A 22,058-nucleotide genomic window follows, 5' to 3' on the forward strand; every position below is an offset into this window, starting at 1 on the left:
CTTTACCCCACTTTTTATTTTAATAATTTCTTCTATTCTATACGTAAGTTACGTTAAGGAGGAACTAGAAATGAAAAAGTGGGTATTTATTTCTCTTTTTATATTATGTATAGTCTGGGGAGGCTTTTATATATCACCATTATTTCAAAAGGAGATTGATGTTAAAATTGCAGAAAAAGATGATAAGGAAAAAGCTGCAAATATTAAAAAGATAGAGGTTACAGAAGAACAAATTTATAAAGGGGATTTATTATTAGTTAACAAAGATTATTCAGTTAAGGAAGATAGTGTTAGGTCTGATATTATAAATGTAGCTCAAAATAGTGAATTAGTAAGAGGCTATGGTGTATTGGATAGAAATATTCGCTTATCAAAGGATATTGTGAATAAGTTTTTGAACGTTATAGATGCGGCAGGAAAAGAAAGTGTTAATCATTTTTTGATTAGTAGCGGCTATCGGGATTTTCAAGAGCAAAGACAGTTATATGAAGAAATGGGCTCTGATTATGCACTCCCACCAGGATATAGTGAACATAATTTAGGGTTATCACTGGACGTTGGGTCAACTCAAGAGAAAATGGAGAAAGCTCCTGAAGGAAAATGGATTGAAGAAAATGTGTGGAAGCACGGTTTTGTGTTACGCTACCCGAAAAATAAAAGTAACATTACAGGCATTCAATATGAGCCATGGCATATACGTTACGTCGGTTTGCCTCATAGCGCAATCATGCAAGAAAAGAAATTTACTTTAGAAGAATACTTAGATTTCTTGAAGGAAAAAAAGGAGATTTCAACTAATGTTGAGGGGGAAGAGTATAAAGTTTCTTATTATAAAGTTTCAAACAATACGACCATTAATGTCCCGATAAATCAGCATTATGAAATTTCAGGGAACAATATGGACGGAGTAATTGTGACGGTTCATCAATAGTAGTTTATACTTTAAAAATTAAGCCAATATCATTAACTTTAAAACATTTGAGTGGTAAGATTTTTTTATTTTATCTTTAGACATAAAAACTTTATGACGAAGTAGAGAGGATTCTTAAGCTGATGGGCATGGATCACCATATCAAAAAAAGAAAATTGTTCGTTTGGACACAACTTATAGTAAGCGACAGCTAGTCTATAAACAAGCCATTTCTACAATTGCTACGTAATACATACTGGATTTATGTAAATATGTCCCGATATTATACTATTACTATATAAACTATAATATAAGTAATTCTTTTTATTGTTATATATCTGTCATTTATTGTTAAAGAATCCTTATAATAAGGATTCTTTTTTTGCATTAAATTTCTAAAAATAAAAGCTAGACCAATGCTAGTTTATTTACATAAATTTCGTTATCAGAAGTAAATGGAAACTGTTTTATAAATTTAACCACTTTTTATTATTATCATGACTACCCTTTTTATTTTTCCTAAAAACCCTAAAAACACATGTAAAGCCTGTATATACCTCCATATGCGTTTTTATAACGAATTAGACCAAATTACATCAAATTCTTCATCAAAAAGCAAAATAAACAAATTTGAAAAGTCGTTTTTAAATCAAGCCTCATTTTTTTAATACATTCTTTCAAAAAAAGGAAAAAGGGCTGGATTTTCATCACAGCTCACGTATTGATTGGCTCTGTATGTGTACATGTAGGATATTGAGAACAGCCATTAAATTTAAGCAAGAATTTTTTTCTTATTACCCTCGATACCATTAAGAATCCCTTTATATTTTCTAGAAAATATAATTGATAACATTACATAATTAAAAAATAAGTTAATAAAAACACCAAATATATTCAAGTTGAACACATAAATGGTCATAACCATCATTACAAAAGTAATTAAATTTATTATATCTGTTTTTATTAAAACATAATTACTTTGCCCTATAGTTTGTAAAGCATATTTATAAACATTATGTAACGGATTAAAGATATTGGCTATTATAATAAAGGTAAGTATACTTGTAGCATAATTAATTAAATTTGTATCATTTGCAATAAAGGCTACAACCTCATATTTTAAAAATACAAAAATAATACTTAAAACTATGTAAAATACCATAATAAGTCCTAAGGTCACCCTAGGAAGTTCCTTTAAATCCATTAATTGTTTAGATCCATACCTTTCATTAACTAGAGTTAAAATGGAAGAATAATACATATACATTGAAATTAAAATAATACTTAAAATTTGAGAAATTAATAAATATCCTGATAACTGTATATCTCCTGTTCGAGCAATCATAGCATTTACACCTATAATGAAAATACCGCCTTCTAAAATCTCTTGACCAACTAGAGAAGTGCTCTTTTTACATAAGAACTTTAAATTATTAATATATATTTTAAAGTTTAGAAAAGTAATTTTTAATTGTTTTCTACACAAATACATATAAAAAATTAAATTTATACTTAAAGCAATTATAGTTGCTATTGCCGAACCACTTATTCCTAATTTCGGAAAACCAAAGTTACCAAAAATCAGAAGATAATTTAATATTACATTCAGGATTGAGGCCACCGTTGAACCAATAAAAATCCATTCACATTACTAAAAGGTGAAATAGAAAAATTTGCAGACGGTGTTCGCGACTATGGACAGCAACTTACTGCCATGCAGGAAGGATTTAAAAACAGACTACCTGAATATAAACAAATGGCCAGTGATTTACGCTTAGTAAATCAAAATTTTCATAAGTTTGGAGATTCAGTACAAAAAACTGGGGCATCACTTCATAAACAAGCAGTAATGGCTGATGGACTAATTAATAGTGTCTCAACGCATGTTGCAGAAGCTCAACAAGCATTTCCGACACTACATACAGATATTATGTCTGGATTAGATGCTGCTAATAACATGATGGACTCTGATAATAAAATTGCGAGTTATAAAATTGATGTACCTGCAGCATCCAAAAACATTGGAAATATTGACTTGAGTAATGCACTATGTGATTTAGGTGGTGATCCATCTAGAGTATATGATTGTAAGAATGATGGAGATTTATCTTTCGTATTGGGTATTACGCCTATAATTGGTACAGGAAAAGAAATTGGACAACTCATAAAAGGGGAAGACTTAGTAACAGGTCAAAAATATGGTCCAGAAGATTATGCATGGGGGACACTGGCTGTCGTATCTGGTGGTACAACACGAGTTGTTGGTAAAGTTTTTGGAAAGGTTGCCGACCTTGAGAAGAAAGGTAAAGCACTAGAAGCGGCTGCAAAGAATACAAAACATGAAGTGAAAATATTAGGAAGAGGCTCTACAGGTAGAACTACTGCAAATACATTAGAAGAGCGACTTGCAATAATACAGACTCGATTATAAATTTAGAAATCCATAAGGAATATGTGATTTATGGTATTAGTTCATTTGATGGAGAATTAGACTATCTAATCTTAGGTGAAAATGAAAACTTGCCTTTTGGTACCCAGCCGAATTATTTGAAGTATCTAATCCTTTACAACCTTTAGAATGGTATTTTGCGGATCATAAAGATAGTAAAGCGACAACAATAGAATATATATGGGGTTATAAAGAATTAGCTTTAAATGATAGACATGCTCTTGGTTTAATGGAAAGAGATAATAAAGATATTGAAATATTTTTAAAGCGTAAAGCTGAAATTGATAAATTTGAAGAGTTGTAATAGTAATAAATCTGATTAACTTATAAAAGAGGTAGGAATTAAATATTCCTACCTCTTTTATACATAGCATTTAAATGAACACCTTATTTATTGAAAAAGTAGAAGAATTAAATTTTTATTGATGGCTTGGTGTATAGGACTTCAGATCATTATAAAACCCTTACCGAGATAAAATAGAGAGGATATTCATTATGGAAACGATACAATTAGATGGACGTAAATTTACTAGCAAAGAGATGCTGCATAAAATTTAAAAAGATCAATTAGACTTACCTGATTATTATGGGGAGAATGCTGATGCTTTATGGGATTGTCTTACTGGATGGATCGACACTTCTGTAAAAATAGAATGGGAATTTTTTAGAGAAAGTAAAGAAATGCTAGGTTCATATGCTGATTTAATTTTAGAAAATTTTCAGGATGCACAAAAAAAGTCCAGATGAGTACTATATTGTTGTAAAATAACTAAAAAGAACTTAGGTAAACATAAAAAACGTAGAAATAATTATTTTCTACGTTTTTTATTGTATCAATTTGAATACTTTCCCAGAGTGGCCCTTCATACCTCGAATCGTTTCCGTACCCCAATTACCTATGAAATTAGGTGATTTTTCTTTGTTATATAATATCTATATAGTGATAATATAATTTAGCAAAGCAGACCATGGATCCTTGTAACCATCCCATATCTCAAACATTTTTTCATAGCTAAAATATTATACACATACGTTTGGTTAATTTCCCCATAACTAACTTCTGTATCATTTAAGAAAAAAGATAAAGAAAAACCATTTACATATATTCAAGAATTATTTTTAGTTATAACATAAAATTAATTTTCTTATAGTTAATTAATCCTAAATTTAATTCCAATAATGATTGTTGAGAAATAAAAATCTTATTGTCACAACAAAGCAGTAAGCCCTAATTAGCTAATTGCTTGCTGTACAAAAGAAATTAGGCCCTAAAAGCGCGGGTATGTAACTTTAAATTACAGTTATAATATGTACAAGACATAACATTTTATGTGGAAATAACATAATAAAAATTTCATTTTATAGAAAATCAACAAACTAAAACGAGCACTTGTGCCAGAGTTCTCGTTTTATAAAATGCCGTCATTCATTATGTTATGTTTGTGAGTCATGAACAATTGAATGATGCGAAAAGTAAGGTTCAAAATAGTTTATGTCGCTGCTATTAAGTAGGTGTCCGTACTAAAAAACAGCTAGCAAAAAGCTAACTGCTCTAAAAAAAGAAGTGAAGAAATACAAGGGAGGATTATTTGAGTACCGGCTTATTGCCCATGTATAGTATGCGATATGTATTAAAGGGTATTCAGATTTGCAAAAATAAAAAGAGCACCTTTGAACAGTGCTCTTTCCTTGAGTGTATATTGCAGGGACTTTCAGGAAGGTTTTTAAGGAATAAAATGAATAAGCTCGACTCTGAATGGAAGCGGCCTCACAATAACATATGAAAAAGTCGTAGTAGGAGTGACAATGAAAGTATTCAAAACTCAACAAAGTGATCCTTTTAAGCAGCATATAAATGTTTTTGTAATTTCATAGCGAAAAATATTTTATCAAAATTGGTAGGATGCGCTAATTTACTGTCGAATTGGTACATGAACTAGAAGGAGGGAGTACAATATATGCTATATCATTTAATAAAATTAGGGGAAGCATTAGAATCTGAGGTAAAGCAATCCGAGGATAGATTATATTTTGATTCAGTAAATTTTGGAGTTTGGGCGTCAAAAAGTATTTTGTATATAGAGAAGTATCATAAAGGCTCTTTTATAGTAAATCAAATGAAGAAAAGTTATAAAGAAATAGATTATACAAATAATTATACATTTTACAAATTGATGTTAAGTACATTGAAAGTAATACAAGATGAAGAAAATGAAGAAATAAAGGAAGTTAAAGCATAATTTAAAATTAATTGAAGGGAAAGTAAAGCGTGTATCATATAAGTTTTGAGTAGAAGAATGGAAAAAAGTCCGGCTAGAAAACTAGAGGACACCAATTTTTAAAACAGTTATTACAGCTGTCTTAAGAAATGGTGTCCTCTTTTATTTTGAAAGGGGGGATGGGGAAATGAAGTCACTAAGAGATCAGCTATGTGAATGGAAAAAGCAATCAAAACAAGTTAAAAAGAAAAATAAGAAAAAACGAAAAGAGAAATTAAGCGCTCGTGAAATTGAAGATTTAATGGGGAGGAATAGATTTTGTTAGGAACGTAGACGTTGGACGTTAAGACAAAAGTAATTTAATAATACAAAGGAGTGGTCATACATAACTAAACAATTATCTTTCTTTCTAAAAATCGATAGAGAAGCAACACAAGAGGAATTAGAAAGCGTGTTGGAAAGTGTACGTATACATAGACAATTTGGGATGATGCGTAAAGAAATGAAAATCTCTCTTTCTTATGAAATGCGTGAGCACGTTCCTACACATGCAGTTGGTAAGCCATTAGAAGATGTTTCCATGACAAATATTCAACAAAGTAAACAAGAAGAATGCCTTGAAAGAATATCATTACGTATTGATCAGTTTATAAATCCATTAGGAAACGGGCATGTAGGAATTATCCAAAGGGATAATATTTATAAATGTTATTTAGAAGAAGAGGATGTATGTAGTTATATGTTTTATAACGAAATTGAAATGTAAGAGCGTACTTATAGACGTTAGAAGTCCAAAGCTTTTTATAAGCTCGCTTTTGTACTTGGATTAGAAGTTTACGAGAGAGAATGAAGGTAATGGATAATGAAATTTTTCAGTCGATACATGATCCAAAGGAAATAAAGCAGCTAAAAGAGTATTATAAGGAGAAGAGTGTACGAAATTATATTTTATTCATTATGGGCATTAATATGGATCTCAGAATATCAAATATTTTGAAATTGAAAGTAGGGGATGTCAGAGGCAGTCATATCTTTATGAGGGAAAAGAAAACAGGGAAACAGAAACGAATACAAATTACTGCAGCTCTTAGAAGCGAACTTAGTTGGTTTATTGAAGAAAGAGAAGACAATGAGTATTTATTACAAAGTGGACAATGTAGGAGTCGTAGCGTGACATATAAGATAGTAAACGGAGCAGCATCAGAGTTTGGATCAGATGAAATAGACACACATACGTTGAGAAAGACGTACGGGTATCACATGTACATGCAAGCCAAAAATGTATTACTCATGGAAATATTCAATCTCTCGTCATAGAAGGTCACGTTACGTTATATAGGTGTAAACTAAGATGTAATGGATAAAGCAATGACTAGGTTTAAAATCTAAGCATTGCTTTTTAAAAAAATCTATACAGTCACTCATAAATTGCGTACTGTGCAATTCAAAAGAGAAAGTTAAATGAATTTAATAATATCAAGGGATTCAGCGAAGTGCTCAGTTAAATGCAATATAAGATATGTGTAACTGACAAGCATAAAATGATGAGATTCTGTATAGTAGTTAAATATACTTAATATGAGGTGATGATGGATTGGCTTGCGAAGAGCTACTGTGTGAATTGGTTGAGTATAAAATGTTGCAGGGCGAAAAACCGAATCTTTTAAGGATAAATCCAAATTATTATAGAATGATATTAGAGGACTTGGCTTATCCAGAGTGGCTAATTAGAAAAAAACAAAAGGCAAAAGAGCATGAGTTATTAGGGATTAGAGTGCAAATAACAGAGCAAATTGAAAAATTTGAAATGAGAATAGTGAAAAAGTTGGCAGAGTCTTGACTGTTTCTTGGCAGAAAATGTGCCGGTTATTTTTGAATTTCCGTGTTATAGTTGTATTGTGAGAAGTGGCGGAAAACACACCTCATACAGATTTTCTGTATTTTTCCTAAACGACCTATAGTGACGGCATATAAAATCCGAAACCAGATTTTGATGGTACCAGGTTGAATGTAACCGTTGAAAAAAGAATATCCTTGAAGTGACCCCTAAAAGTTAGACACGGTTATTTCATTAGGCAGCTTGATAAAAGTGAGTCCGGTATTGTACCGGGCTCATTTTTAATTTTGCCTTAATCCGTTTCGTATTATAATAATCTATATATTTTTCTAATTCTATTTTAAAGTGCTCTACATTTTCAAATTCTTTTATGTAGAGGAACTCCGACTTCATAATCCCAAAGAAATTTTCTATTACTGCGTTGTCGTAACAGTTTCCTTTTCGAGACATACTCTGGACGATAGCTCTTGATTCAAGTGTCCGGACGTACTGTCTCATTTGATAATGCCATCCTTGATCCGAATGCATCAGTAGCTGGTGGGTTTCGGGTAAACGTTCCAATGCTTTCTCTAACATGTCTGAAACAAGCGAATACGTCGGTCTAGAACCAATTGTATAGGTAATAATTTCACCATTATACAAATCTAATACAGGTGATACATACAGTTTTTCTCCAAACAATTTAAACTCTGTGATGTCTGTTACCCACTTTTGATTCGGTGCATCTGTATGAAAATTACGCTCTAAAATATTAGGTGCAATTCTACCGACTTTTCCTTTATAGGATTTATATTTCTTCATACGCACAACACACTTTAACCCAAGCTCTTTCATAATGCGCTGAACCTTCTTGTGGTTCACTTTCTGGCCACGATTCGTTAATTCATCACGAATGCGACGGTAACCATAACGACCTTCATTTTCCTCATAAATCGCTTTAATCTCAGCTTTCAAATCGGCATCTACATCTGGACGATTCATTTTCTTTACTAAATCATAATACGTGCTTCGAGGAATAGTAGCTAGCTCCACGAGTGCCTTGACCGAATATTTATGCCTTAATTCATAGACTACTTGCGCTTTGTCTTGTTTTGTGATTTTTCCTTGTTTTGAACTAAGGCATTTAACTTTTTTAAGTACTCATTTTCCATCTCAAGCTGTTTAATGCGTGCTTCAAGTGCTTCGACTGACCCTTCAGTTAAAGGTTGTTTTAATTGTTTATTTGAATCTTTTTTCATGGACGGACGCCCCTTTTTCTTAGATTGAAGAGCATCAATTCCTTGTGTTTCGAGCTGTTTTTTCCAAACAGAAATCGTTGAAGGGGCAGGAATATTAAAGATAGCTGCCGTCTTAAATAAGGACATACCGTTTTCAATCATAAAGTTTAGTACGTCTAAGAAAAGCTTCCAGACCATTCTGTTTATATTGGTTTACCCAATTCAAAATGATTGTGTCACTTATACCGAGCGATCTACCCAGTTCTCGATAACTTTCATTTCCGTTCAAATAACGTAGAACGATTTGTATTTTTTCATCAGCTGTAAATTTAGCCATAGAAAAACTGCACCTCCAATTGTTAGACTGTGTCTAACAATTGGGGTGCAGTTCACAATAAAGTCCTATACATACATATATCATTGTATGAGATAAATCTTAACGAATTATTTCGTAAAAAAACCAGTTACGGGATCTCAATGATTATTAGGTTTATTATTATCGCGATGGAAGGTTATATTTTTTTTGCAGATACATTTTTTTGTCCAGTAGCATTCTTTCTCAAAGCGAATACATTTTGTAACACATTTACGCTGTCTCACGCGAACACGCTTTGTAACAAACGTACATTTTTTTTCGCGAATGCGTTTTGTTACAAATGTCCATTTCTTTATACGAGTACATTTTGATACAAACGTCCATTTCTTTACATGATTACATTTGGTTTTCGGGCATCTACAGCTTTCTTTTGAGGAACAATCTTCATCGCAATCAAATTGACAGGGATCCTGATGTAAAAAATCTTCCATTCCTGCACTTTTTAGTTCCTCAACTGCTTTTTGAATATCACGTTGCATAGAAATTTCCCCTCTTTCTATTTAGGATTTACATAACTATGATGTGAGAATAAGGCACTAAAAGTTTAGGACAGGAGTTTATATGTGAAAAAATGAATAAAATTTATGTCATGAAAAGAGAACAGAAATTTAAACGTGTGATGTAGCAAAATAATAATTTTGAGAGAGATTTTTTCCATATGAATCTTTTGCTCATTAATTGAAGTGAACTCCGGAAACAGTCGGTTTTCAAGTAATTGTACAAAAAAAGACACCCAAAGGTGCCTTCCTCCGACTTGAAGACCCTAATTTTTAAGCCTGTTTTGAATGTGTTCTTTTATTGTATATTTAGAGGATATTAAGGGATTTGATGCGAAATTAAGGAAATTAAAGAAATGAAAGTAAATCTTAATAAATCGATTAAGGTGAACATGGTATTTCTTTTTCACTATCTATATAAAAGCCAAAAGTATGATTTTTTTGGGATTAATATTATATGAAGTTTCATCCTCATACAACGAATCAACAATTACATCTAAAAACAAGAAAAAGACACCCACTTGATTGTCTTTTTCTGATTTAAATTACTTTTATTTAGCCCTATTTTAAACTTAAATAAAGCTTGTTTATTCTTACTCTCTATATAAGGAACAAGGTTGTATTTGCCAAAAATTTTTTCGGCTGGTTTTTAACTTTCGCTAAGCCGAATAGGGGCAAGTTGCTTGAATTGGATTAGCAATTGTACCAGCCGAATTGCTTTTTCTGTTCAAAGTACAATTCCTTTTTCATATAGTCAATGCTATGTGGAGTTTCGCCTTTACATGATGAGCCAGCACTTACACCCAAAAACAGGGGGAAGGATAATTTCAAGGTTTAATTTAGTATTTATTTTTTTGAGTAGATTTTCTCCAATCATGAAAAGATGTTGGAAATCCAGAAATCCGATTTTGTTTTGCAACAATTGTTTTTTTATTCGAGTTTTTTTCTTCAAGAGATGTCAGCTTTAATTGTAATTTTTCTAACTGTTCTTTCAATTCTTGGTGTTCTATCTTCAAATCTGTAAGTAAACGTAGCATCATATCTGAATTATTCATAAATAGCCTCCTCGTTATCACAGCATAAAATAGAATATGTAAATCACACATTTACTGTGACAAAAGCCTCCTCTTTGTATATGAATGTCTTATTTATTATGTGGGATTAATATAAAGTATTTTATCGGCAGCAAAAAAAAGCAAAATTTTGGTTCTGCTGCAAAGTTTAAAAAAAGTATACATAGGTCGATACATTAGGGATAGAATTTAAGCCATCATCATTAACTGTTGTAATTCCTGGTATGCCGAAAAGGCGAAGTCTTGTGAAAAACTTCGCCTTCGTTTGTAAAGGGCATGAATGGTTTCGATTCCTTTGATTGTACGTGAAGCATGGCGGAGGTTTTGAAATCCTGCGGATTTGACAAAACGTCGCTTGATATGTCTATGATCTTGTTCGATGAGATTATTGAAATGCTTAACAGTACAATGTTTCGTATGCACATAAAAACCATTATTTTTCAGTTTTTTGAGCGCACAAAGTAGAGCTGGAGCCTTGTCTGTTGTGAGAACTGTTGGTTCTCCAAAAGCTTTCACTAACCTTTTCATAAACATATAAGCGGCTTGATGTTCCCTTGTTTTACGAAGTTGAATATCCAAGGTGTATCCTTTTCGATCAATCGCACGATAAAGATAACACCACTCTCCTTTGACTTTGATGTAGGTTTCATCTAAATGCCATGCGAAATGTGCTGATTTATTTTTCTTCTTCCAAATTTGATAGATCAAATTGCCATATTCATGCACCCAACGCATAATGGTTGTAGGATGAACCGATATTCCACGTTCTCTCAAAAGTTCAGATACATCTCGATAACTTAAAGAAAAACGACAGTAGTAGCCGACGGCTACCAAAATAATATCTTTCTTGAACTGTTTTCCTTTAAAATATCTCATGCATCATGCTCCTCGAATCATTTTTCTTACATTTTAATTTCGTTTAGAAAACTTTGCAACAGAACCCTTGTCCGTTTTCTAATGGTAATGCGAGCTTTTGAATAAATTGAATGCGGTCTAATATTTTATGAAAAATTTTAAGTGAAACCGTTCCAGGTGGTTTTCTTAACCAGGATAAATTCGTAATATGTTTGTCGGCAGACTTTGTTAATAGCTGGTCTAATTGTAAAAGTTGTTGTGGAGATAACGCTTTTGTTAACTTTTTAAACGTTTGCCTTTCTGCACGTTCACATACTGCCCAAACTAAATGTTCTATGGCATACATGGCAGGAAGAAGGATTTTTCTTTTTCGCATTTCTTGTATTAAAAGATCAACCAAAATTAGGCCTTTCTCGGTGCCCATAGCAGTTGGAAGAAGCCAATTTGCTAATTCTCGATATTCTCGTAAGGTAAAAGAACGGAATCCAAAATGTTTTCGAATTTTGCTGATGTGTTCTCTCCTTGTTGTATCGCGAATTTTCGCATAATTATGTATAGCTGCAGGCACGATTCCTAATCTTTTTGCAAGTAACGAAACAAGAAAATCGGGTATTTTTTCTCCAGAAGCGAATGGTCGACCAGGAAATCGTAAATAGGCCAATTGAACCGCAAAACCTAATTGATTCGTTGCGCCACGTTGCTGACGGATGATTTGTATATCTTCTTCAGATAATGTGTAGTATCGTATCCGCTCTCGTTCACTCATCTGTTCTGATAATTCATAAAAGTATTCTCGTTGTGCTTGAGTAAGAACCTCTCTCGTCGCCATCTGAATTTCCTCCTATTTCTGTAAATAACGATACACTGTTGTACGAGAAATCTTTAATATTTGCGCAATATCTTTAATGGGGGTTTTCTTAGACACGAGTGTTTGTATCATTTGTTGTTCTTTTTCTCCTAATTTTTCAGGTCTTCCACCAAAACGTCCCCGAGCCCTTGCAGCAATTCGTCCCGCTTCTGTCCGTTCACGAATGAGGTTTCTTTCAAATTCTGCAAAAGAAGCAAATAAGTGAAACATTAATTGTCCTGTAGCGCTAGAGCGATCCATCGTGATATTTTCTTGTACACTATAGAAACTAACGCCCTGTTCATTTAATTCATTTACAATTTGGATAAGATGATGCATCGTTCTCCCTAAACGATCAAGTCGCCAGACTACAAGAGAATCACCAGGTCTCACATATTGAAGAGCTTTTTCAAGGCCGGGCCTTTTTCCAGCGATGCCACTCAACTTATCTTCAAATATTTCATCACATCCATACGCCTTTAAAGCATCTATTTGTAAATCCAAATTTTGAACTACAGTTGATACACGAACATAACCAATTTTCAATTTGTAGTCTCTCCCTGTTTAATAATTTAATTTTAGATGGATATCTGAACATACATAATTGTACACTGTTTATGGACACAGGTAAAATGCCCATAATTCGGGTTTCCCTAGAAAAAGTAAAATAAGTCCAATACATGTTCGGATTTATTTTCTACAATTTCTTTCAATGACGAATAATTAGATATCTACAACACTCTATTTCGTATCCCTCTCTTTTTTCGAGGAATGGGAAGAAACATCCAAGTGTGAATTTTGTTCATATAAAAGTGAATGCATCTTTCCTCACCCTTAAAAACAACAAAAAAATTGCTCTACAGAAATCTGAGGCTTTAATAAGTACATGCAATACATAAAGAGAAGGTTTAAAAGATTAATACCCTTACTAAAAATAATGGACTTATTTGTAGAAACATTGTTACAGGAATACATAGGGGCATTACGAATATATAAAAAGGCACCTGGCATATACTTGTTAGGTGTCTTAAGAATAAGGACTATATAAGGAGTGAAAAAGATGAACTCTTATCAAAATACAAATGAATATGAAATATTGGATGCCTCACAAAAAAATTCTACTATGTCTAATCGTTATCCAAGGTGCCCACTAGCAAATAATCCACAAGTTCCTTTACAAAATACAAGTTATAAAGATTGGCTTAATATGTGTCAAACTATTACTCCACTTTGTACTCCTGTAGAGACTGATAGTGATTATGTCGCTGCCTTTATAGGGGTACTTGGCTCTATATTCGGCGCTATGCCTGGTCCAGGAGCAGCTGTAGGATTATTTTTAAGTAGTTTTTCAACAATAATACCTATTCTTTGGCCAAATGACACAACACCGATATGGAAAGAGTTCACAAAACAAGGATTGCAACTTTTCAGACCGGAATTAGGCAGAGATGCAATAGAAATTATAGGGAATGACGTACAGGCAGAGTACAATGCGCTAAAAACCATGATGCAGGACTTTGAAACTAAGTTTGCAACTTGGGATCTCAATAGAACTCGAGCTAATGCAATAGCTGTCACAACTGAATTTAACTCTGTTAAAAATCAAATTATCCGACTTCAAGAGCGATTCTTAATAGCTGCCGAAAATAGACCCGCTTTTCTAAATCTCTATGCACAAACTGCTAATATTGATTTGATTTTATACCAAAGAGGGGCCGCAAATGGAGATAAATGGTTAGAAGATATAAATAACAGATCTATATCTCCGTTTAGTTCAAAAGACTATTATCAAGATTTAAAATTGAAAATAAAAAATTATACTAATTATTGTGCAGAAACATATAGAAACAGTTTAAATATCCTCAAAAATAAATCCGATATCCAATGGTCTATATATAATGGATATCGTAGAGTGGCGACTTTAGGTGCATTAGATTTAGTTGCATTATTTCCAAATTACGATATATGTATCTATCCAATACAAACACAAACAGAACTTACTAGAAAAGTTTATATGCCATCATTCTATTCAGAAAGACTTCCAAAAGGTAACATAGAAACATGGGAAAACTCACTTACACATCCCCCATCATTATTTACCTGGTTAAAAAAATTAGATCCTTATACAAAAAGTGAAAGATTCAATCCAGCTTTAGAGGTAGCTTCATTGTGTGGTCTTCATGCTGCACTTAGTTATACCCCACAAAATGGACCTGAATTTGCTGGTCCATTTCAAGGGATTCTTGGTACAAAAACAACACCACTAATAAGCTTTGATAATCAGTTTGTTTATAAATTATTTCTGACACAATATCGTCATCCAAATGATTGTTATTCAATATCCGGAATACCTAAGATAACCTTTTATATAAGTGACTATTATGGTAACTCGCGACCAAATAAAGAATATTCTTCAAATATACAATTAAGTTCTGTTATAACATCATATATGAATGGTCCACAAAATGCATCAACATCAAATAATATTTCTATTAAACAAACAAAACATATACTATCTGATATTAAAATGATATACACTCAAATTGGAGGAATATACCCATCGCATGATTTTGGATATTCATTTGCTTGGACACATACTAGTGTAGATCCTGATAATCTAATTGTTCCAAATAGAATTACACAAATTCCTGCTGTTAAAGCTTACTCTTTGACTTCACCAGCTAGAGTAATTGCAGGTCCTGGTCATACAGGAGGAGATTTAGTTGCTCTTCTAAACAATAATCTTGAAGCCGGTAGAATGCAAATCCAATGTAAAACAGGTAGCTTTACTGGAGCTTCCAGACGTTATGGTTTACGCATGCGATATGCTGCAAATAGTCAATTTACAGTGAATTTATCATATGTATTAAGTGGTACTACTTACGGTACATCATTTATTACAGAAAGTACATTTTCAAGACTTAATAATATAATACCAACAGATTTAAAATACGAGGAGTTTAAATATAAAGAGTATTCTCAAATTATTACAATGACTTTACCTGCAAATACAATAATAACTATATCTATTCAACAAGCAGTTGCGTCCTCAAATTATCAATTAATTATTGACAGAATCGAATTTTATCCAATGGATCAAGATGTAGTAGCTTGTACAGTGAACTAAAGTTTAGAAAAATCACAGACAGCAGTGAATGATTTATGTATCGAGTAGCACAAAGTATTTACTAAAGTAGATGGTATAGCTGTTCAAAAAAAGCGAAAAAGGTTGTGAATCTTATGTTTACAAGTGGGGCGAAAAACATGTTGAAAATAGAAACGACAGATCATGAAATAGATCAGGCGGCAATTTCTATAGAATGTATGTCAGATGAACAACATTCACAAGAGAAAATGATGTTATGGGATGAAGTAAAACATGCAAAATACCTTAGTCAATCTCGTAATCTACTTCAAAATGGAGAATTTGGAGACTTTTCTGGAAATGATTGGACATTCGGTAATGATATTATCATCGGATCCAATAATTCTATTTTTAAAGGAAACTTTCTTCAGATGCGTGGAGCAAGAGACATATATGGAACTCTATTCCCAACCTATATCTATCAAAAAATAGATGAATCCAAATTAAAACCCTATACACGGTATCGAGTAAGAGGGTTTGTGGGGAGTAGTAAAGATCTGAAATTAGTGGTAACACGTTACGGGAAAGAAATTGATGCCATTATGGATGTTCCCAATGATTTGGCCTATATGCAGCCTACCTCTTCATGTGGAGATTATCGCTGCGAATCATCGTCCCAGTATGTGAGCCAAGGGTATCCTATACCAGTAACAGATGGATATGCTTCTGATAGGTATGCATGCCAGCCCGATCGAGGTAAAAAGCATATGAAGTGTCACAATCGTCATCCATTTGATTTTCATATTGACACAGGCGAATTAGATACAAATACAAACGTAGGTATTGATGTCTTATTTAAAATTTCTAATCCAGATGGATACGCTACATTAGGGAATCTAGAAGTAATTGAAGAAGGCCCATTAACAGGTGAAGCGTTGGCACATGTGAAACATAAGGAAAAGAAATGGAATCAGCACATGGAGAAAAAACGCTTTGAAACACAACAAGCCTATGACCCAGCAAAACAGGCAGTAGATGGATTATTTACAAGTACACAAGAGTTACACTATCATATTACTTTAGATTATATTAAGAATGCCGATCAGTTGGTACAGTCGATTCCCTATGTAAACCATGCTGTGTTACCGGATGCTCCAGGTATGAACTATGATGTATATCAAGGGTTAAACGCGCGTATCATGCAAGCACGCTATTTATATGATGCACGGAATGTCATAACAAATGGTGACTTTACACAGGGGTTAACGGGATGGCACGCAACAGGGAAGGCAACGGTACAACAGATGAATGGATCTTCTGTATTAGTTCTATCAAATTGGAGTGCGGGGGCATCTCAAAACTTGCATGTCCAAGACCATCATGGATATGTGTTACGTGTGCTTGCCAAAAAAGAAGGACCTGGAAAAGGGTATGTAACGATGATGGATTGTAATGGCAATCAGGAAACACTGAAGTTCACTTCTTGTGAAGAAGGATATATGACAAAAACAGCAGAGGTATTCCCAGAAAGTGATCGTGTACGAATAGAGATGGGAGAAACCGAAGGTACGTTTTATATAGATAGCATCGAGTTGATTTGTATGAAAGGCTATACTAGCAATAATAACCCGCACACGGGTAATATGTATGAGCAAAGTTATAATGGAAATTATAATCAGAATACGAGCGATGTGTATCACCAAGAATATACAAACAACTATAACCAAGACACTAGTAATATGTATAATCAAAATTATATTCACAATGATGACCTGCATTCCGGTTGTACGTGTAACCAAGGTCATAACTCTGGCTGTACATGTAATCAAGGATATAACCGTTAACGATTCTAAAGAAAAATCAACATCATTGCGAAAAATAAAAACTTACTCACAAAATCTATTGCATATCATGACATAAGCTTTACAAATAACTGACATATTCTAGAAAAGGATCTCCTTCATTCTAAAATAAGGAGATCCTTTTCTTTTCCCCGAATGTTCATTAATCTTTGATTAATAAACAAACTCCTTTACAGAACGCTTTAGACTGATTGGATTTGAATGTTGTTGAACCAATGATGAATCTTGAATAGAAATTCGGTATTCAAATTTTTGACGAGGTATCTGTTCGTACGATTCAAATTCTGATTGATTATATAAGTGAAAATACAAATCAAATAAAACAAGAGACCCGTTCTAATATAGAACGGGTCTCTTGTTCCTGAATGGATGACTAGTAAAGCAACCATTTTACACATATAAATCGTATATATGTAAGTATACCACAATTTTTGGTATATAGAACCAAAAATTGATGATAGAGAGCATAATTATGGAAAAATAAACCTATTTTTAAAATTCCAAGAAAGTATCGAACAAATCCCTAACATAATCGATGTTAGGGATTTGTTTTGATAAGAAAAAGAAGACCGATTCACAATATTTTCAAAACGAAAATAAGATACAATTTATGAGAGCATTTATTAGATTCATTCTTTACAATTTCTTTGAATAGCAAATACAAGATTAATTCAACCAATTAAAGAAAAGCTTTCTTCATTTGTTTTACTTACTTAATAAAAACGGACAAAAATCACATCATTATCATAAGAAAACTGTATTTGATATCTCAGGTAGTGCATACGAACACATGCCCATCAACTTAAGGCTTTTTACTACCCCCAAGTACAAAAAAACGTTATTCTTTCTTACATAATATAAATGAGAAAGGGTGACGTTTTTTTATGAATCTCTCGATTCAAGAGGAGTTACAACCATTTGCGGAAGAATTACAGCGCTATATCACACCCGGATTTTTGGAAGAACTAGCAAGAGAGATGAAGTTTATAAAGCGAAAACGCAAGTTTTCAGGATCAGATCTAGCTACCATTTGTATTTGGATCAGCCAAAGAGTAGCCAGTGATCCTTTAGTCAGATTATGTAGCAGGCTTCACGCAGTTACAGTTACAGGTACTGTACTTAGCCCAGAGGGCTTAAATAAACGATTTAATGAAAAATCAGTGTTGTTTTTAAAACATATCTTCTCTTTTTTGTTACAACAAAAAATCTGTGAACAAACTCACATTTCTAGCCAACTTTTTGCGCATTTTAAACGTATTCGCATCATGGATGCCACTATGTTTCAAGTACCCCATACTTTGGAACATATATAGCCTGGTTCAGGTGGCTGTGCGCAAACAGCTGGGATCAAAATTCAATTAGAATATGATTTGCATAGTGGGCAATTTCTTAATTTTCAAGTGGGACCTGGAAAAAATAATGATAAAACATTCGGAACAGAATGTTTAGATACGTTACGGCCAGGCGATTTATGTATTCGTGATTTAGGGTATTTTTCATTAGCGGATTTAGATCAAATGGATCAACGGGGTACGTATTATATTTCGCGGTTAAAGTTAAATACAAACGTATATGTAAAAAATCCAGATCCGGAATATTTTAAAAATGGTTCCATTAAAAAACAATCAGAATACATACCAATCAATGTCATACAGATTTTGAATCAACTCCAACCAGGGGAAACGATAGAATATCAGCAAGCTTATATTGGAGATAAACAGCAGTTATTTTCACGTCTCGTTTTTCATCGTTTAACAGCGGCACAATTACAAAAACGCCTAGAGAAAATTGCAGAAAAAGAAAAGTCAAAACACAGAACCTATTCAGAGAAAAGTAAATTAGTAGCGGGATTAAATGTATATGTGACAAATGCACCTTGGGAGTGGGTTCCGATGGAACAAGTACATGAATTGTACACATTACGCTGGCAGATAGAAATTGTTTTTAAAACGTGGAAATCATTATTTGATATAGATCATTGTCGCACTGTCAAACAAGAAAGAATAGAGTGCCATTTATACGGAAAACTGATCGCTATTTTCTTATGTTCTTCTACCATGTTTAAAATGCGTCAACTTTTATTACAGAAGAAGCAAAAAGAATTAAGTGAATATAAAGCAATTGGGATGATTCAAGACCATCTATTTCTCCTCTATCAATCCATACAAAAAACCCAAGAGATAACAAAGCTTCTAACCCGCCTGTTCCACCTTCTACAACAAAACGGACGGAAATACCTTTGATAGCTCTTGGGTGTTTTTTTGTATAGTTTGGAATAGAAGAAGAAAATAGTCTTTAATCATATATATGGCTTTATACTCACTAAGCTCTCGTTTTTTCTTCATGAGGAGCAATTGGCGCATTTGGAACATGATAGAAGAACAGAGTAGAATGGCAATCATTTGACCATATAAATGGCACTCCAATCGTTCTGGTTTTATCTTTTTACAATGATGGATTTGAAAGAATGACTTCCACGTTTTAAATAAAATTTCGATTTGCCAACGCAAAGAATACCAGTCATGTACCTGTCCCATCGGGACAATGTCTGTAGGGGTGTTTGTCATATATACATTGATACCACTGAGTCGTTTACTACGAGGAGAATACTTCATTCCTTTCTTTTTTTCTCTTACAGCTTGATCTTGTAATCGTTTTTGTTGTTGTTCTTTTGTTAGCCGATGAACAATGACACGAGTTGGTACTTTATCAATCATTCCTACATAAGCGTCAGGTATTTCGCATGTTTGTCCCGGTTGAAGTGAGTTCATTAAAACCTCCATGTCTATCCGGATATACTCTGTACCTTTCTTGATTCTTCCATCTTGAAAATAATTAGGGCTGGGATTTTTTTGATAAATACGTGTATTGGATTTAATACGCGAGATATAGTAAGCATTTTCATTTTGTATATGCTGAAGATCTTTCAAGTGAAAATAACCTAAATCACGAATACATAAATCATTCGCTGTCACAGTTGGGACACACAGAGAACCATAGGTTCGATCATGTTGTTTACCTGGACCTGTATGAATATGTAAGAACTGTCCACTTAATAGGTCATACTCAAGCTGAATCTTCACCCCCGCTGTATGACTGCACCCTCCTGCACCTGGATAAACAGATGAAAATACATCAGGAAGTTGAAATGCAGTTGAATCTAGGATACGAATACGCTTGAAATTAGAATTGTAAGGAGAAGAGAGCAGCTTGGTTGAAGATAACTTTTGACTGAGAAGTTCAGCTAGCACTTGGTGTAGAAATTGCACGGCCTCCTTATTAAATCGTTGATTCAGTCCTTCAGGACTGATAAGAACTTCTGTTGATACTTCTAAACAGCTACATAACTGAGTTAAAGAGGTTTTAGCAACATTTTGACTCATCCATACACATAAAGCTACTAAATCTTTTGCTTGGTACTTACTGGTCCGTTGTACAAAACCAACATCTCTAGCAAGATTTCTTAAAAAATCTGGAGATAAGAGATTTTGAATTTCTTGAGCAAATAGTTGTAATTCATCAGATACAGAAATAGACATACAAAAAAGCCACCCTTTCCTATGATGATACAGCAAGGATAGCGTATTTTTTGTTTTATGTATAAGAAAAACTAGATTGAAAGAGATTTGTTTTGATCTCTAGTACACCAATTAATCAAAAATAAAATAATTCTTCAAATTTTTTATCTAGCGCTATACAGAGTACTAATGCTAACTTTGCAGTTGGACAAAATTGTCCTGTTTCAATAGAACTAATTGTTTGTCTAGATACTCCTACCATTTCAGCTAATTCTCCCTGTGATATTTTTTTCTCAGCTCTTGCTACTTTCAAACGATTTTGCAGTACTAATTCATCTTTCAATTATCATCCCTCCAGAAAGAAAACTATGGCACTTGCAATTGTACTCATTATAGCTAAAATGCTTGCAATAAGAAATTTTTGTTCTTTTAACTTTCTAAACTTATAAAAGCTTGTACTAGCTATATAACCAGAAAAAATTGAAATTAATTCGTAACTTTTAATACCATGCATCAATTTCCAAGAACCGAAAAATAGGACTAAAACAAGTACAGCTATTAAGCCGTAACTAGATGAATCTAATTCTATAAGTTCTTTACGTTCATCTCTCCCCATTTTTTTGTATTTTCTTAATATCTCTTCTTTTTGCATGATTTGTAACCACCCCTTATTAATTATATGTTTATTGTACAGTTTTATTATCGTTATGACAAGTTAACTTGTCATAACGATAATAAAACTTGTCCTTCGAGTGTAGAGGAATACAATTGGCAAAGATATAAAATTTTCATTATGGGGGTAATTAAGAAGCTTAGGTTGATAGCGATGTGGCTGAACCCCCTTATAGTTTAATTCATTAAAAATATGATATTGATTTAATTCATATAATCGGTAAGAAATCCAATAACTGTAGTATTTATTGGCTCTTTGCTAGAAAAATATGTCGAAAAAAAATAAAAGGAATTTTGGTAATAGTAGCAAATTTTTATGTATTACAAGGGAATTTTAAATTTTTAAGAGGTCTATATGGATCAATTCCGAGATAAATTAATGCTAGGTGCTATTCCCATTCATCAAATTGACAAAAATGGAATACCTTTACGTCAATTTGATGAAGAGCAATATATAGGAGAGCAATATATTATTATTTGGCATCCTACGTATGGTGAATTTTTAGCTTCTCATTGTACTGGGGAATTTATCCCATTTAATGTATTAGATAAAGTAGAATACACAAAGAATTTAAAAGATTCTTACCCAACTAAGGAAAAAATTTTTATGGACTTGTCAACATGTATTGGACACTAAGTTA

Annotated in this window: 13 protein-coding genes and 10 pseudogenes; 13 read left to right on the top strand and 10 right to left on the bottom strand. The window is 33.0% G+C overall.

Annotated features, from left to right (window positions below; translation table 11 throughout):
* Nucleotides 1–70: 70 nt before the first annotated feature.
* Nucleotides 71–931: a VanY-A/VanY-F/VanY-M family D-Ala-D-Ala carboxypeptidase gene (gene vanY / locus AC241_RS30845; protein WP_050845568.1), complete on the top strand. Its 861-nt coding sequence runs from the start codon at nucleotides 71–73 to the stop codon at nucleotides 929–931.
* Between the two features lie 751 nt (nucleotides 932–1,682).
* On the opposite strand, the gene AC241_RS30850 is transcribed toward vanY, so the two are convergent.
* On the bottom strand, nucleotides 1,683–2,531 hold the full coding sequence (locus tag AC241_RS30850) for an MATE family efflux transporter (protein ID WP_230690637.1): 849 nt from the start codon (nucleotides 2,529–2,531) through the stop codon (nucleotides 1,683–1,685).
* 315 nt (nucleotides 2,532–2,846) lie between these two features.
* On the opposite strand from AC241_RS30850, the pseudogene AC241_RS34035 reads away from it, so the two are divergent.
* The 8 genes and pseudogenes from AC241_RS34035 to AC241_RS30885 form a co-directional block, all read left to right on the top strand.
* Nucleotides 2,847–3,248, top strand: a pseudogene (locus AC241_RS34035) (pre-toxin TG domain-containing protein); the annotation flags it as partial.
* Nucleotides 3,249–3,301: 53 nt separating this feature from the next.
* Nucleotides 3,302–3,663, top strand: a pseudogene (locus AC241_RS34040) (hypothetical protein).
* A 191-nt stretch (nucleotides 3,664–3,854) separates the two neighbouring features.
* Nucleotides 3,855–4,128: pseudogene (locus AC241_RS34045) on the top strand (barstar family protein).
* Between the two features lie 1,189 nt (nucleotides 4,129–5,317).
* Nucleotides 5,318–5,599: a hypothetical protein gene (locus AC241_RS30865; RefSeq protein ID WP_050845571.1), complete on the top strand. Its 282-nt coding sequence runs from the start codon at nucleotides 5,318–5,320 to the stop codon at nucleotides 5,597–5,599.
* Nucleotides 5,600–5,765: 166 nt separating this feature from the next.
* The gene (locus tag AC241_RS35035) at nucleotides 5,766–5,903 is read left to right on the top strand and encodes a hypothetical protein (protein ID WP_050845572.1); all 138 of its coding nucleotides are present in this window, start codon (nucleotides 5,766–5,768) and stop codon (nucleotides 5,901–5,903) included.
* Between the two features lie 60 nt (nucleotides 5,904–5,963).
* A pseudogene (locus AC241_RS30875) lies at nucleotides 5,964–6,428 on the top strand (ArpU family phage packaging/lysis transcriptional regulator).
* Nucleotides 6,429–6,433: 5 nt separating this feature from the next.
* Nucleotides 6,434–6,928, top strand: a pseudogene (locus AC241_RS30880) (tyrosine-type recombinase/integrase).
* 244 nt (nucleotides 6,929–7,172) lie between these two features.
* Nucleotides 7,173–7,418, top strand: coding sequence for a hypothetical protein (locus AC241_RS30885; protein ID WP_050845573.1), 246 nt, complete (start codon nucleotides 7,173–7,175; stop codon nucleotides 7,416–7,418).
* A 231-nt stretch (nucleotides 7,419–7,649) separates the two neighbouring features.
* On the opposite strand, the pseudogene AC241_RS34050 reads toward AC241_RS30885, so the two are convergent.
* The 6 genes and pseudogenes from AC241_RS34050 to AC241_RS30920 form a co-directional block, all read right to left on the bottom strand.
* Nucleotides 7,650–8,969, bottom strand: a pseudogene (locus AC241_RS34050) (IS3 family transposase).
* Nucleotides 8,970–9,151: 182 nt separating this feature from the next.
* Nucleotides 9,152–9,487, bottom strand: a pseudogene (locus AC241_RS30900) (CotG/ExsB N-terminal domain-containing protein); the annotation flags it as partial.
* Nucleotides 9,488–10,344: 857 nt separating this feature from the next.
* On the bottom strand, nucleotides 10,345–10,560 hold the full coding sequence (locus tag AC241_RS30905) for a preprotein translocase (protein ID WP_050845575.1): 216 nt from the start codon (nucleotides 10,558–10,560) through the stop codon (nucleotides 10,345–10,347).
* A gap of 207 nt (nucleotides 10,561–10,767) precedes the next feature.
* Entirely contained in the window at nucleotides 10,768–11,454 is a 687-nt protein-coding gene (locus tag AC241_RS30910) for an IS6 family transposase (protein ID WP_050845422.1), read from the bottom strand.
* Nucleotides 11,455–11,521: 67 nt separating this feature from the next.
* Nucleotides 11,522–12,262, bottom strand: a pseudogene (locus AC241_RS30915) (DUF4158 domain-containing protein); the annotation flags it as partial.
* Between the two features lie 12 nt (nucleotides 12,263–12,274).
* The gene (locus AC241_RS30920) at nucleotides 12,275–12,826 is read right to left on the bottom strand and encodes a recombinase family protein (protein WP_050845577.1); all 552 of its coding nucleotides are present in this window, start codon (nucleotides 12,824–12,826) and stop codon (nucleotides 12,275–12,277) included.
* 514 nt (nucleotides 12,827–13,340) lie between these two features.
* Here AC241_RS30920 and AC241_RS30925 point away from each other — a divergent pair.
* The 3 genes and pseudogenes from AC241_RS30925 to AC241_RS30935 form a co-directional block, all read left to right on the top strand.
* The gene (locus AC241_RS30925) at nucleotides 13,341–15,407 is read left to right on the top strand and encodes an insecticidal delta-endotoxin Cry8Ea1 family protein (protein WP_050845578.1); all 2,067 of its coding nucleotides are present in this window, start codon (nucleotides 13,341–13,343) and stop codon (nucleotides 15,405–15,407) included.
* 113 nt (nucleotides 15,408–15,520) lie between these two features.
* Nucleotides 15,521–17,209 carry a hypothetical protein gene (locus tag AC241_RS30930; protein ID WP_050845579.1) on the top strand — a complete coding sequence of 563 codons (1,689 nt, stop codon included), beginning with the start codon at nucleotides 15,521–15,523 and terminating at the stop codon, nucleotides 17,207–17,209.
* A gap of 902 nt (nucleotides 17,210–18,111) precedes the next feature.
* Nucleotides 18,112–19,461 (top strand): annotated as a pseudogene (locus AC241_RS30935) (IS4 family transposase); the annotation flags it as partial.
* Here AC241_RS30935 and AC241_RS30940 read toward each other — a convergent pair.
* The 3 genes and pseudogenes from AC241_RS30940 to AC241_RS30950 all read right to left on the bottom strand — a co-directional run.
* Nucleotides 19,462–20,766, bottom strand: a pseudogene (locus AC241_RS30940) (IS4 family transposase); the annotation flags it as partial. It abuts the pseudogene before it with no gap.
* A gap of 115 nt (nucleotides 20,767–20,881) precedes the next feature.
* On the bottom strand, nucleotides 20,882–21,088 hold the full coding sequence (locus AC241_RS30945; RefSeq protein WP_000651002.1) for a helix-turn-helix transcriptional regulator: 207 nt from the start codon (nucleotides 21,086–21,088) through the stop codon (nucleotides 20,882–20,884).
* A 3-nt stretch (nucleotides 21,089–21,091) separates the two neighbouring features.
* Nucleotides 21,092–21,397, bottom strand: coding sequence for a DUF6442 family protein (locus AC241_RS30950; protein WP_001168333.1), 306 nt, complete (start codon nucleotides 21,395–21,397; stop codon nucleotides 21,092–21,094).
* A gap of 375 nt (nucleotides 21,398–21,772) precedes the next feature.
* On the opposite strand from AC241_RS30950, the gene AC241_RS30955 reads away from it, so the two are divergent.
* Entirely contained in the window at nucleotides 21,773–22,054 is a 282-nt protein-coding gene (locus AC241_RS30955) for a hypothetical protein (RefSeq protein WP_050845581.1), read from the top strand.
* Nucleotides 22,055–22,058: the final 4 nt, after the last annotated feature.

This window comes from Bacillus thuringiensis, assembly GCF_001182785.1.
Taxonomy (GTDB): domain Bacteria; phylum Bacillota; class Bacilli; order Bacillales; family Bacillaceae_G; genus Bacillus_A; species Bacillus_A thuringiensis_S.